Source organism: Streptomyces gossypii (assembly GCF_025165795.1).
GTDB lineage: Bacteria > Actinomycetota > Actinomycetes > Streptomycetales > Streptomycetaceae > Streptomyces > Streptomyces gossypii.
On the sequence record NZ_JAJAGO010000001.1, the window covers coordinates 660,517 to 673,758 of the forward strand.

Annotated in this window: 12 protein-coding genes; 9 read left to right on the forward strand and 3 right to left on the reverse strand. The window is 72.5% G+C overall.

Annotation, left to right across the window (positions count from 1 at the left end; all coding sequences use genetic code 11):
* Positions 1-81: 81 nt before the first annotated feature.
* Together LHJ74_RS03075 and LHJ74_RS03080 are read left to right on the forward strand one after the other, a co-directional pair.
* Complete coding sequence (locus LHJ74_RS03075; protein ID WP_260215859.1) at positions 82-465, forward strand: VOC family protein; 384 nt, start codon at positions 82-84, stop codon at positions 463-465.
* A 344-nt stretch (positions 466-809) separates the two neighbouring features.
* Positions 810-1,238: a VOC family protein gene (locus tag LHJ74_RS03080; protein WP_260215860.1), complete on the forward strand. Its 429-nt coding sequence runs from the start codon at positions 810-812 to the stop codon at positions 1,236-1,238.
* Positions 1,239-1,427: 189 nt separating this feature from the next.
* Here LHJ74_RS03080 and LHJ74_RS03085 read toward each other — a convergent pair whose 3' ends face one another.
* Positions 1,428-2,312 carry an NAD(P)-dependent oxidoreductase gene (locus LHJ74_RS03085; RefSeq protein ID WP_260215861.1) on the reverse strand — a complete coding sequence of 295 codons (885 nt, stop codon included), beginning with the start codon at positions 2,310-2,312 and terminating at the stop codon, positions 1,428-1,430.
* 48 nt (positions 2,313-2,360) lie between these two features.
* Between LHJ74_RS03085 and LHJ74_RS03090 the strand changes: the two genes are divergently transcribed.
* The gene (locus LHJ74_RS03090; RefSeq protein ID WP_260215862.1) at positions 2,361-2,768 is read left to right on the forward strand and encodes a MerR family transcriptional regulator; all 408 of its coding nucleotides are present in this window, start codon (positions 2,361-2,363) and stop codon (positions 2,766-2,768) included.
* 49 nt (positions 2,769-2,817) lie between these two features.
* On the opposite strand, the gene LHJ74_RS03095 is transcribed toward LHJ74_RS03090, so the two are convergent.
* Both LHJ74_RS03095 and LHJ74_RS03100 read right to left on the reverse strand, forming a co-directional pair.
* Complete coding sequence (locus tag LHJ74_RS03095; RefSeq protein ID WP_260215951.1) at positions 2,818-3,759, reverse strand: DNA polymerase Y family protein; 942 nt, start codon at positions 3,757-3,759, stop codon at positions 2,818-2,820.
* Between the two features lie 428 nt (positions 3,760-4,187).
* A complete protein-coding gene (locus LHJ74_RS03100) occupies positions 4,188-7,766 on the reverse strand; it encodes a DNA polymerase III subunit alpha (protein ID WP_260215863.1) in 3,579 nt (1,192 codons plus the stop codon).
* 302 nt (positions 7,767-8,068) lie between these two features.
* Between LHJ74_RS03100 and LHJ74_RS03105 the strand changes: the two genes are divergently transcribed.
* The 6 genes from LHJ74_RS03105 (at position 8,069) to LHJ74_RS03130 (ending at position 13,109) form a co-directional block, all read left to right on the forward strand.
* Entirely contained in the window at positions 8,069-8,830 is a 762-nt protein-coding gene (locus LHJ74_RS03105; protein ID WP_260215952.1) for a DeoR/GlpR family DNA-binding transcription regulator, read from the forward strand.
* Positions 8,827-9,783 (forward strand): 1-phosphofructokinase, encoded by a 957-nt coding sequence (gene pfkB / locus LHJ74_RS03110; RefSeq protein WP_260215864.1) that lies wholly within the window; start codon positions 8,827-8,829, stop codon positions 9,781-9,783. The genes LHJ74_RS03105 and pfkB overlap by 4 nt, the downstream gene beginning before the upstream one ends.
* A 97-nt stretch (positions 9,784-9,880) precedes the next feature.
* On the forward strand, positions 9,881-11,917 hold the full coding sequence (locus LHJ74_RS03115) for a PTS fructose transporter subunit IIABC (protein WP_260215865.1): 2,037 nt from the start codon (positions 9,881-9,883) through the stop codon (positions 11,915-11,917).
* A gap of 81 nt (positions 11,918-11,998) precedes the next feature.
* Complete coding sequence (locus tag LHJ74_RS03120) at positions 11,999-12,271, forward strand: HPr family phosphocarrier protein (RefSeq protein WP_260215866.1); 273 nt, start codon at positions 11,999-12,001, stop codon at positions 12,269-12,271.
* 103 nt (positions 12,272-12,374) lie between these two features.
* Positions 12,375-12,803: an ArsR/SmtB family transcription factor gene (locus LHJ74_RS03125; RefSeq protein WP_260215867.1), complete on the forward strand. Its 429-nt coding sequence runs from the start codon at positions 12,375-12,377 to the stop codon at positions 12,801-12,803.
* A gap of 84 nt (positions 12,804-12,887) precedes the next feature.
* Positions 12,888-13,109: a hypothetical protein gene (locus LHJ74_RS03130; RefSeq protein ID WP_260215868.1), complete on the forward strand. Its 222-nt coding sequence runs from the start codon at positions 12,888-12,890 to the stop codon at positions 13,107-13,109.
* Positions 13,110-13,242: the final 133 nt, after the last annotated feature.

The window sequence follows — 13,242 nt, forward strand, 5'->3', positions numbered from 1 at the left end:
CCGGAGCATCTGCGCTGCCCGGTCCAGCAGCAGGGAGAAATCCGGTAGCGGGGCAGTGGGCGCTCGGGCATGCTCGCGCCCATGGTTTCAGTGGTGCAGAACATCGCGGTCGACTGTACGAACGCCTACGAACTTGCCCGGTTCTGGAGCGAGGTGACCGGCAGGCCACTCCACCCGGAGGACGGGCCGGGTGACCCGGAAGTCGACGTGATGCTGCCGCAGGGGCCGCTGCTGCACTTCAACCAGGTGCCGGAGGCGAAGACGTTCAAGAACCGGATTCACCTGTGCCTGCAGCCGGAGAGTCCGCGTGAGCAGGAGGTCGAGCGGCTGCTGGGCCTCGGCGCCGCCCTCCTCGCCGATCACCGGAAACCCGACGGCTCGGGCTGGGCCGTCCTCACGGACCCCGAGGGCAACGAATTCTGCGTGCTGCGCAGCGAGTCCGAACGCGCCGCGATGTCCCACTGACCCTGGCGACGGCGTCGAGCCCAGCAGCGGCACTCTGGTGCGGGGAGTTCGCCGCCTGAACCCATCCCGCCACGGCCCGGATTGGCCGGCCCCGCCCCCGTCTCCGGCGGGGGCCTCGCCATGTTGCACGCTGCGGATCAGCGGCGTTGCCTCGGTCTGTGAAGGTCGCTAAGGTCGGCCGGGTGACTACCGGGCCGGCCATGGGCCATGCACGAGTGAGGTTCCCGGCGCCGACGTGAGCGCGAGGCGGGCAAGAGGCCCGCCCCCGTCTCCGCGTCCTTGCTCCCGGCGCCCGCCGCGGCGCCCCATCCCAGCGGATCACAAGCCCCGGAGACACCTCACCGATGTCCGATGACCAGCAGTACCCGCACGCATCCGAATTGCCGACGGCCGTCGCCCAGCTCAACCACACCGTCGTCTACGCCAGCGACCGGCACCTGTCCGCCGAGTTCCTCTGCGCGATCCTGGGGTTGAAAGTCGGTGCTCCCTTCGGGCCGTTCCTGCCCGTCGACCTCGGCAACGGCGTGACGCTCGACTACTACGAGAAGCGCGACGAGCCGATCCAGTCGCAGCACTACGCGTTCCTCGTGCCCGAGGCGCAGTTCGACGGGATGATCGCCCGCCTGGAGGCGGTCGGGATCACCTACTACGCCGACCCCAGCCACACCGAACCCGGCCGGATCAACCACCTGTTCGGCGGCCGCGGCGCGTACTTCGACGACCCGGACGGCCACAACATGGAGATCATGACCCGCCCCTACGTCCGCCCCTAGCAGACCGCCCTTGGCAGACCGCCCGGCAACGGTCCGCAGGGCCCTCTCCGCCGAGCGGCTCCCCCACTTCCCGGCCCGCCGGCGAGGTGATCCGCTTGGCGGGGTCCGGGGGGGGCGAACGCATGACCAAGGCGACGGCGTCGGGCGTCGCCGGTCACCTTCCACCCCTGCGCAAGGCAGGTGTCCCGGTCAGGTGTCGCGGGGTTTGACGAACTCTCCGATCAGGACGGGATACTGCTCCCCGCCGTGTCCGGCGGCGATCGAACGGTCGGCCATCGCCTTGATCAGCTTCGGTAGTTCGGCGTTGACGCCCAGCGTCTCACTCTCCTCGATCAGGTGCGCCATCGCCCGCGCCTCGGTCTCCAGGGCCGACACCTCGGCCGGGAAGGAGCCACTGTCGATCTGCTCGGCATACCCCGGCAGCCATTCGGCCACACCGGCAGCGATCTGCCGCGCGAACGGCGCATACGTTGCGGCGTCGACACCCGCCGTCCTGAGCAGGGCAGTGCCCTGGAGCCAGGCGTTCAGCACGCTCCACATCATGGCCAGGCCGGCCACGTCGTACAGGGACGCCAGTCCATGGTCCGCACCAAGGTAGGTGACGGTGCCGAGCGCTTCGAGTGTTGACTCCTGTGCCTCGAAGTCCGGCTGCGGTCCGCTGTTCAGAATCACCGCCTCGGCGGTCCCGATCGCCGGCGGGATGGCCATGATGGCGCCGTCCAGATAATGGGCGCCACGCTGCTCGGCCCATTGGGCGGCTTCCCGGGCCTGGGCCGAGTCACCCGAGGTCAGGTTGATCAGCGTGGTGCCGTCCAGCTCGATATCGCCCGCGCCGAGCAGCTCGTGCATGGCCTGGTAGTCGGTGACGCAGATGACGGTCAGGGAACCTGCCTTGAGCGCCTCGCCAACGGTGGGCGCCAGCCGTGCGCCCTCGGCCACCAGACGGCCGGCCTTGGAGGCTGTACGGTTCCACACCGTTGTGGGATGCCCGGCTTTCAGGAACGCGCCGGCGAGTGCCTGGCCCATCAGTCCGAGTCCGATGACGGTCACGGGTGCAGCGGTTTTCTTGTTCATGGCAGCATCGTCAACGTTGATACCGGTGTGAAGGTCAAGTGAGGTTCGATGCGGATCGGGGAACTGAGTCGTCGGACGGGCGTCAACGCCCATCAGTTGCGCTACTACGAGGCCCAGGGCCTGCTGGAGGCAGACCGCGGCGCGAACGGTTACCGCGAGTACGACGAGAACGCCCTGCTGCGGGTGAAGCAGATCCGGCACCTGCTGGGTGCCGGTTTGTCCTCCGAGGACATCGCATACCTGCTGCCCTGTGCGGTCGGAGAGGCCCCGGAGCTGCTCGGGTGTCCCGAGTTGCTGGCCGCGATGCGGTCACGGCTGCGGCGACTGGACGATCAGATGGACAGGCTCGCTCAGTCCCGCGACGCCCTTGCCGGCTACGTCGATGCGGCCGAGAGGATGGGCAGCGAGAGCTACCCGCCCTTTGACGATGCTGACCAGGAGCCTGTCCCCGCCTGAGCAGGCGGGGTGCACGTGCGGCTCGTGGCTGGTGCGGCGGGCTGGCGTGTCAGGCGGCGTCGTCCAGTTGGCCCGCCGGGTGGGCCGCCGTGCTGCCGAAGCGGAGCCGGGCCCGGTCGGCGGCGGCCTCCGCACGGCGGGCGTTCTCCTCGCGGGGGTCGAGGGACAGCTGATGGGCGGCGAGTTCGGCGGCGGTGAGCTCCTCCGCGCGCAGCACGACCGCGCGTACCCGGGCACGCTGGAGCCCGAGCGCGTCGTGCAGCGCGTAGGCGGCGGCGGTCAGTGCCGGGGTGTGCGCGGTGGGCTCGTCGAGACGCCGGGTGCGGGTGAGCGTGGAGCGGTCCGCGCAGCGGACCGTGAGGGTGAGCACGCGGGCGACCCGTTCCTCCGTACGCATCCGGAAGCCCAGCTCGTCGGCGAGCGTCAGCAGCGCCCGTCGGCGCAGGCCCGCATCCAACTCATCGCGGCCGAAGCGGTATTCGCGGCTCAGCGAGCGCGCCGGTGCGCTGGGGGTGACGGAGGACGGGTCGACGCCGCGTGCGCGCTCCTGGACCTGTCGGCCCGTAGCGGCACCGAGGATGCGCTGCAGCGTGCCGAGCCGTGCGGCGGCGATACGGCCGACGGTGTCCAGCCCGTACGCGCACAGGGTGCGGGCGGTCGCCGGACCGACGCCGTACAGAGCGGCGGCGGGCTTCTCGGCGAGAAACGCCGCCGCTTCCCCCTCCCCCGCGGGCACGCACCGCACCTGCCCCGGCGGCCCGTCGTATGCGGCCATCCGGGCGAGCAGCGGATTGGCCGCGACGCCGACGGTGCAGTCGACGCCGTGCAGGGCCAGCGTGCGGAGACGGATGAGCGCGGCCAGCCCGGCGGCGTCCCGCCCGAAGTAGCGCAGGGCGCCCCGCACATCGAGAAGCGCGGCGTCGGGCGGCAGCGCCTGGACGACGGGGGTGATGTCGCCGAGCAGCTCCAGCAACTGCGGATAGCACGGCATGGCCCCGGGGCCGAAGTGCACATAGAGCACCTGCGCTTGCGCTGGCTGCGCCTCAGCCGAAGGGGGCCCTGCGGGGCCGCCGTCCGGCGGGCCCGCAGAGCCCGCCCCCGCGCCGGCGGCCAGCGGTGCGCGCCCGGCCTCCGCGCCGCGCGCCTCGCCTGCGGCGGCGTCCTCCGCCCCGGCGGAGTTCAACGCGCCCGGTGACGGGCTCGGGGCAGGGGCGTCACCGGAACCGGCAGCGGGCCCGCCGCCCGGCGCGGGCTCGGCGCCGATGGATCGCGCCCGCTCGGCCGTCGCTGCTCCGCCGGATGACGGGGCGGTTTCGCCTGGTTCGGTGGGGTGCGTCTGGGCGGGGGTGGGCGTTGCCGTGCGGGCCGGACGGGCCGCCCCGGGTGTGGCCGCCGCCGCGTGCTGTCGCATGGGTTTCGTCATCCCGCGCTCCCCTGGCTGGAGTGCCACATCTTGCGGGGGCTCTTCGCGGGTTCGCCTGCGGGCCGGAGGTCGGCCCAGGGGTGCATCCGGTAGCCCGTCGGCATTTCGATACGGCGGCCCCCGGTGGGGTCGTCCTCCTCCCCGGACGGGCCGGCCCGCTCGCCGTTCTGCCCGTCGGCCCGCTCGCCGTTCTGCCCGTCGGCCCGCTCGCCGTTCTGCCCGTCGGCTCCCTCGCCGGCCTGCCCGCCGGGGCCCTCCGCGAGGCGGGCCGCGACTTGTTCCAGGCCCCCCGTGCGCCGCAGTTCGATCAGTTCGGCCAGGTCCCAGGCTGCCGCGCCGACCACGCTGAGGCTGCGGGGTCCGCGCCGCTGGACCACGCCCCGTACCAGCAGCAGCCAGGAGTGGAAGACGGTGTGTGCGCAGGCGGCGTGGGAGTCGTCGAAGAAGGCGCAGTCGACCAGCCCCGTACCGTCGTCGAGAGTGATGAAGATGACGCGCTTCCCGCTGCGTATCGGCGGGGTCTGGGTGGCGGCCTTGGCGCCCGCGACCAGGACCGTGTCACCGTGCCGCGCCTCGCGCAGCGTACGGGCGGAGTGCGCGCCCAGTTCGCGCAGGAAACCGGCGTGGTCGCCCATGAGGTGGCGGGAGGCGTCCATGCCCAGGACGCCGAGTTCCGCGCCCAGCCGCTCGTCGCGGTCGAGGTCCGGCAGTCCGGCCGGGTCTGGCGACGCGGCGTCGCCGAGTGCCAGCTGCCCTTCCCGCGCGCCCTTTCCGCGCTGCTGGCGGTGGAGTTCGGCGATGTGCAGCAGCATGTCGCGGCGGTTGGGGCCGAACGCGTCCAGCGCGCCGACCCGGGCGAGCCCCTCGGCGACCGGACGCGGCGGCCGGGCCCGGCGCCAGAGGTCGGTGAGCGAGTCGTAGGGCTGCCCGGCGGCGATCCGTTCCGCGTCGGCCTCGCTGATGCCCTGCACCTCGCTGAGGGCGAGCCGGATGCCCCAGCGGCCCGCGCCAGGCGCACCAGCTCCCGGCGCGGCATCGGGCGCGGGCTCCCGTTCGATCCGGTAGGTGACCCCCGACCGGTTCACCTCCAGCGGCAGCACCGGCACCCCGCGCCGCCGTGCGTCCGCCAGCAGCAGCCGCTTCGGGTACATCCCCGGGTCGTGCACGAGCAGTCCGGCGTAGAAGGCCGCCGGGTGGTGGGCCTTCAGCCAGGCCGACTGGTAGGTGGGCACCGCGAAGGCGACGGCGTGCGCTTTGCAGAAGCCGTAGCTGCCGAACGCCTCCACGATCGCCCAGGTGCGTTCGACGACCTCCGTCGAGTAGCCCTTGCGGGTGGCCTCCTGTGCGAACCAGGCCCGCACCCTCCCCTGCCGTTCGCTGTCGGACAGCGCCCGCCGTGCCTCGTCGGCCAGTGCGCGGTCGCAGCCGGTCATGACCGAGAGGATCTCGATCACCTGCTCGTGGAAGACCACCACGCCGTGGGTCTCGCGCAGCGCGGGCTCCAGGTCCGGGTGCGGGTAGCGCGCGGCCTTCCTGCCGTGCCGGGCGTCGATGAAGGGCCGCACCATGTCGGCGGCCACCGGGCCCGGCCGGAACAGCGAGATGTCCACCACCAGGTCGTGGAAGGTCTCGGGCTGCAGGCGTCCGATCAGGTCGCGCTGCCCCGGCGACTCGATCTGGAAGCAGCCGAGCGTCTCCGACGACCGGATCAGCTCGTAGGTCTCCGGGTCCTGCTGCGGTACGGCGTCCAGGTCTACGTGTTCCCCGTCCGCCCGCTCGATCTCCTGTACCGCGTACGCCATCGCGGACTGCATCCGCACACCCAGCACGTCCAGCTTGAGCAGGCCCAGATCCTCCACGTCCTCCTTGTCGAACTGCGACATCGGCAGGTTCTCGCCGCTGGTGGGCACCACGGGGGTGCGGGCGCGCAGTGAGCCGTCGGAGAGCAGCACCCCGCAGGGGTGCATGGCGACACCGCGCGGCAGCCCGTCCAGCGCCTCGACGAGTGACCAGAAGCGGTCCCCGTAGCGGTCCGCGTCCACCGCCTTGAGCTCCGGCAGTTCGGCGAGCGCGGAGCGCGCGTCCCGGGCCCGGATGTGCGGGAACGCCTTGGCGAGCTGGTCCGTCTCCGCCGGGTCCATGCCGAGGGCTGCGCCCACGTCCCGTACGGCGTGGCGCACCCGGTAGGTCTCCGGCATCGCGACGGTCGCGACCCGCTCCTCGCCGAAGCGGTCGAAGATCGCGTGGTAGACCTCGATCCGGCGGGCGGATTCCACATCGATGTCGATGTCCGGGAGCGCGGCCCGGCGCGGGGAGAGGAAACGTTCCATCAGCAGTCCGTGCTCAACCGGATCAGCCTGGGCGATGCCCAGCAGGTGGCTGACGAGGGACCCGGCGCCGGATCCGCGCGCGGCCACTCGTATGCCCATCTCCTTCACGTCCTCGACCACGCGGGCGACGGTGAGAAAGTACGAGGAGAAGCCGAGTCCTTCGATGATCCGCAGCTCCTCCTCCAGCCGGTTCCACCTGGTGCGGTCGCCGTCGTACCGCCGCCGCACCATCCCGGCCGCGCAGCGCGACCGCAGCACCCGCTCGGCCGTCCGCTGCCCGGCGCCCACCAGCTGCGGTTCGGGGAAGTGCACCCGTCCGATCCCGAGGTCGTCCTCGGGGTCGACCCGGCACTCCCCGGCCGTCTCCTCCGTGAGCTGGAGCAGTCGGTGCGCGGTGTTGCGCCGGTAGCCGGCGGCCTCCGCGACCCGCCCGGCAACCTCGGCCATCTCCGCCGGGCCCTTCAGCCACCGTTCGCCGCCGTCGAGCCCGGACCGCCCGTCCACCGGTATGAGCCGCCGCGCCGCGTCCAGCACATCCGCGACCGGCCCCTGGCCCGGGTCGGCGTAGCGGACGGCGTTGGTGAGCACCGGGGTGATCCCTTCCTGTGCGGCCAGCCCCAGCGCCCGCGCGGCTTCCCGCAGCGGCCCGGAGCCGGTCACCGCGAGCCGCAGCCCGTTTCCGAAGATCTCCCGCCATGCGGCGAGCAGCCGCGCGGCCCGGTCCGGCCTGCCCGCGGCGAGCGCGCGTCCGACGTCGGACTCCGCGCCCAGCAGCACACTCACCCCGTCTCCGGCCGTGTGCAGCTCCTCCCAGCCGAGCTGGGGGCGCGCGGCGCCTCCGCCTCCGCCGCCATGGGGGGCGTGCGCGCCGTGCGCGGCGTGCGCTGCCGTCACCATCCGGCACAGCCCTGCCCATCCGGCGGCGCCGTCCCGGGCCAGGAAGACGACCCGTTGTGCTGATTCGTCGACAAAGGAACCGCCCCTGACCGGCGCGCGGCGCCTGCGCACAGCGTTCGAGGGCTCGGTCTGCTCCCCCACCGCGAGGTCCACCCCGTACACCGGCCGCACTCCGGCCCGCGCGGCCGCCTTGGCGAACCGCACCGCACCGGCGAGGGTGTCGCGGTCGGTCAGCGCGACCGCGTCCATTCCGCGCTCGGCCGCGCGGTGGGCCAGCAGATCGGGGGGCGAGGCGCCGTAGCGCATCGAGAAACCGGAGGTGACGTGCAGATGAGTAAAGCAGTCCATCTGCCGCTCCTCTCCGTACCCCGCGCCTCCTGGCCACCCCCTCTCCTCTCTCCACCATAAACCAGAATCTCGAATGTCCGTTCGAATGCTGGTGCGGGCTCACCCCGCGCCCACCCGAGACGGGCGCCGGGCGGGTGCGGGCGGGTACGGGCAGGCACGGACGGGGTGCTCTGCGGGCGCCGAATCCCGTTCCGTGCACACTTCATGTCCACTCGATGCCCGGATGTGTTTACTTTGGCGTGGCAAGGTTCTAACCTCATGGCGAAACCACAGACCCGGGCATGAAACGGACGCGAAACGATATGTACGCACCAGAGCGCCAGCAGGAGATCCTCCGCCTGGCCCGGGAGCGCGGGCGGGTCGACGTGGTGTCCCTCGCGGAGGAGTTCCAGGTCACCGCCGAGACCGTACGGCGGGACCTGAAGGCCCTCGACCGGGCCGGGCTGCTGAACCGGGTGCACGGCGGCGCGATCCCCGCCGGGCGGCTCGACTTCGAGCCCGATCTCGCCGAACGCGACGCGCTGGCCGCCGACGAGAAGGACCGCATCGCCCAGGCCGCCCTCGAAGAACTCCCCGCCGGCGGCAACGTGATCATCGACGCCGGGACCACGGCTGCCCGGCTCGCCGCCGCCGTACCGCTCGACTCCGACCTCACCGTGGTCACCCACGCGCTGCCCGTCGCCGCCCGCCTCGCCGATCACCCCGGCATCGCGCTGCACCTCGTCGGCGGGCGGGTGCGGCACCGTACCCGTGCGGCCGTCGACGCCTGGGCGCTGAGCGCCTACGGTCAGGTCAACGCCGATGTCGCCTTCCTCGCCACCAACGGCTTCTCTCCGGAGGGCGGTCTGACCACCCCCGATCTCGCCGAGGCCGCCGTCAAGCGGGCGATGATCGCGGCCGCCCGCCGCGTCGTGCTCCTCGCCGACTCCGGCAAGCTCGGTCAGGAGCATTTCGCCCGCTTCGGCGACCTCTCGCACGTCGACGTGCTCATCACCGACACCGGACTCGCCGACGACGCCGCCCGCGCCCTCAAGCGCCAGGGCACGGAAGTAGTACGCGCATGATTCTCACCGTCACCCCCAATCCGAGCCTCGACCGTACGTACGAGCTGCCGGGGCTGGAGCACGGCGCCGTCCTGCGGGCCACGGCGGACCGTGTCGACCCCGGCGGCAAGGGTGTGAACGTCTCCCGCGCGGTCGCGGCGGCCGGGCAGCGTACGGTCGCCGTCGCGCCGCTGGGCGGGCCGGAGGGCGCGCTGCACGCGCAGCTGGCCGGCGAGTACGGCATCGAGGCGGCCGGAGTGCCGATCGCGGGCAGCACCCGCGTCAACGTCACACTCGTCGAGCCCGACGGCACCCTCACCAAGGTCAACGCGGCCGGGCCCCGGATCACGGCGCCCGAGGCGGAGGCCCTGCTGGAGGCCGTACGGAACCGCTCCGCGGCGGCGGCGTGGATCGCCTGCTGCGGCAGCCTGCCGCGCGGGCTGCCGCAGCAGTGGTACGCGGAGCTGGTGGCCCGCAGCCACCGGGCCGGTGCCCGGATCGCCCTCGACACCTCCGGCGGGGCGCTGACCGCGGCTCTGCGGGAGCGGCCCGATGTGGTCAAGCCGAACGCGGACGAGCTCGCCGAGGCCGTGGGCCGCCCGCTCGCCACGGTCGGCGACGCCGTCAAGGCGGCGGAGGAGCTGCGCGAGCGCGGCGCCCACTCCGTCCTGGCCAGCCTGGGCGCCGACGGGCAGCTGCTGATCGACGGCACCGGCACGTACTACGGCAGCACGCGGGCGGGCACGGTCCGCACCGTCCGCAGCAACGTCGGCGCGGGCGACGCGTCGCTGGCGGGCTTCCTGACCGCGGGCGGCATCGGCCCGGCCGCGCTCGCCTCGGCCGTCGCCCACGGCACGGCTGCCGTGCAGCTGCCCGGCAGTGTGATGCCGACTCCGGCGGACCTGGACCTCTCCGCGGTCACCACGACCACGGCCATCCCCCTGGACCGCGCCCTGACGGAACCCACCTCATGACCGCCGCACCCGGCACCCGTGCGGCCGAGTACGCGCGCACCCGCGACCCACTTTCCCCGGCCGTCCGCAAGGCGGTCCACGAGCAAGGAGACCCGCGATGAATGAACTGATCACCGCGGAACTGGTCGACCTCGATCTGTCCGCCGAGACCAAGGAGTCGGCCGCCCGTTCGCTCGCCGAGCGGATGTGCGCCGTCGGCCGCGTCACGAACCTCGAAGGCTTCCTCGCCGACGTGGCCGCCCGGGAGGCCCAGATGCCGACCGGCCTGGAGGGCGGGATCGGCATCCCGCACTGCCGCAGCGCGCATGTGACGGTGCCGACGCTCGCCTTCGGCCGCAGCGGCCGGGGCATCGACTTCGGCGCGGTGGACGGACCGGCCGACCTGATCTTCCTGATCGCGGCACCGGCCGGGGCCGACAGCGACCACCTCACGATCCTGGGGAGCCTGGCGCGCCAGCTGATCAACCCGGACTTCACCGGTGCGCTCCGCACGGAGCGTGACCCCGCCGCAGTCGCGGCCCTGGTGCGCGGCGAGGAGGCTGCCGACGCGACGGAGGAAGCCACGGAGGAGACCGCGGAGGAGGAGGCCGCAGAAGAGACTGCGGAAGAGGCCGCGCAGGAGCCGGGGAAGGCGACCGCGGCGAACGGACCCTTCCGGATAGTCGCCGTCACCTCGTGCCCCACCGGCATCGCGCACACCTACATGGCCGCCGAGTCGCTGGAGACCGCGGCCCGCGCCGAAGGCGTCCTGCTGAGCGTCGAGACGCAGGGCTCGGCCGGTTTCGAGCGGCTCGACCCCGCCGTCATCGCCGCCGCCGACGCGGTCATCTGGGCACACGACGTCGAGGTGCGGGAGAAGGCGCGGTTCGGCGGCAAGCCGATCGTCGACGCCGGGGTGAAGGCCGGGATCAACCGGGCCTCCGAACTGATCGCGCAGGCCCGGCAGAAGGCCAGGCGCGGTGAGATCAGCGGCGCCCTGGACGCCACCACGCCCGGGGAGGGCGGCGGCGGAAGCGGCGGCGGCGAGCACTTCGGCGTCCGGCTGCGGAAGTACCTGATGTCCGGCGTCAGTTACATGGTGCCGTTCGTCGCCGCTGGCGGCCTCCTGATCGCCCTGTCCTTCGCCATCGGCGGCTACGAGATCGCCGACGCCAAGTCCGTCGCCGATCACTTCGTATGGGCCGAGGCCGACAGCTGGGCCGCCCTGTTCAACCAGATCGGCGGCACCGCCTTCGGCTTCCTGGTGCCCGTGCTCGCGGGCTACATCGCCTTCGGCATGGCGGACCGGCCAGGGCTTGTGCCGGGCTTCGTCGGCGGCGCCATCGCCCTCACCATCGACGCCGGCTTCCTGGGCGGCCTCGTCGCCGGTCTGCTGGCCGGTGCGGTGGTGATGGCGATCCAGCGGGTCAAGGTACATCCCACCCTGCGCGGCATCATGCCGGTGCTGGTGATCCCCCTGATCGCCTCCACGGTCGTGGGAACCCTGATGTTCATCGTCGTGGGCAAGCCGATCGCCTCGCTCCAGGACGCCCTGACCGACGGGCTCAACAGCCTCTCCGGTTCGAACGCGGTCATCCTCGGCATCGTCCTCGGCCTGATGATGTGCTTCGACATGGGCGGGCCCTTCAACAAGGTCGCCTACGCCTTCGCGGTGGGCGGTTTGGCCGACCCGACGCCCGCGGGCCTCAAGGTGATGGCCGCGGTGATGGCGGCGGGCATGGTGCCGCCGCTGGCACTGGCGCTCGCGACGACCGTGCGCGGCAGGCTGTTCACCAAGACCGAGCGGGAGAACGGCAAGGCGGCCTGGGTGCTGGGCGCGTCGTTCATCACCGAGGGCGCGATCCCGTTCGCGGCGGCTGACCCCCTGCGCATCATCCCCTCCGCGATGGCGGGCGGCGCGGTCACCGGAGCGCTGTCGATGGCCTTCGGCTGCACGCTGCGCGCGCCGCACGGCGGCGTCTTCGTGGTCCCGTTGATCGGCGAACCCTTCCTCTACCTGATCGCCATCGCGGCCGGTACGGCGGTCACGGCGGGCCTGGTCATCCTGCTCAAGGGCGTACGCGGGGCCGCCGGGGCGCCCGGCGGCCCCGCGACCGAGGGAGCCGGGGCCGCCAAGGAGCCGGTCGCCGCCTGACCCAGCAACCGGCCCCACCAGCCACCGGCCAACCAGCCATCGCCCCAGCCAGCTACCGCCCGAACCCGTAGGAGTGGACCCATGCACCAGCGCACCGTCGCCGTAGGCTCCAGCAGCGGGCTGCACGCCCGTCCGGCCTCGCTGTTCGTCAAAGCGGCGACCCGACAGCCGGTCAGAGTGACCATAGGCCGGGACGGTCAGGCCCCGGTCGACGCCCGGAGCCTGCTCTCCGTCCTCGCCCTGGGAGCCCGGCACGGCGAGTCCGTGGTGCTCGCCGCCGAGGGCGACGGCGCGGAAGCAGCGGTCGAGGAGCTGGCCACCCTCCTCACCGACGACCTGGATGCCCAGGAATAGAGCTCGTTCACCTTCGGGCAGTAAGCAATCACCGGCCGGGGACCAGGGAAGGTCCCCGGCCGCACCCCGTCGCTACTGGTTCGACGTGTGTCAACATAGACACATGCCGAATGTGAAGGCACCACCGCTGCCGGAAACCGACACGCCTCCGGGCCCGGACCGGGAGCTGGAGAGCCTGGAGCCCGGCCTGGAGCCTGTCGCCGGACCAGTCGTGATCCCGTGCTGTGCACCGCTGACCGACCGCCCCTTGAACGCCGAGGAGGCGGTCCGTACCGCCGCGATGTTCAAGGCGCTGGGAGACCCGGTCCGGCTGCGCCTGTTCTCCCTGGTCGCCTCCCACGAGGGCGGCGAGGCATGCGTGTGCGATATTTCCGACGTCGGCGTCTCCCAGCCGACCGTCTCCCACCATCTGAAGAAGTTGAGGGAGGCGGGCCTGCTCACCTCGGAGCGGCGCGGTACCTGGGTCTACTACCGCGTGGAGGCGTCCGTACTGGCCGCCATGGGCCAGACACTCCAGCGCTACGCACCCTGATTCCGCGCCCCCGGCGCCGCCTCGCGGCAATCGAAAACCGCACACCGGGGCCGTACACTGGACCGGCAGGGCATACTGAGGGCAATGACAAGGTCAGCCGCAACCCGGCGCAATCTGCCCGCCAGCCCCTTCAAGAATCCGGTCGCACCGCCCCTGAAGCATTTCGCCGTGGGGGACCGCGTCTCCCACGATGAGCACGGCCTCGGCCGGGTCATCGGGCTCGAGGGCGAAAACGCGGTGCTTGTAGATTTCGGCCCGGTCCAGAAACGGATCATGGCTCCCTTCACCAAGATGACCCAACTCTGAGATCGTCGGCCATGCCAGGCCGGGGCCATGGCGGCCGGTCGGGGCTCCCACCAGCCCGACCGGACCGCCTACCCGCCCCGCGCCCTCCGGTCCGCCCATGACCGGAGCGCACGACGGGTGCCACACCGGCACC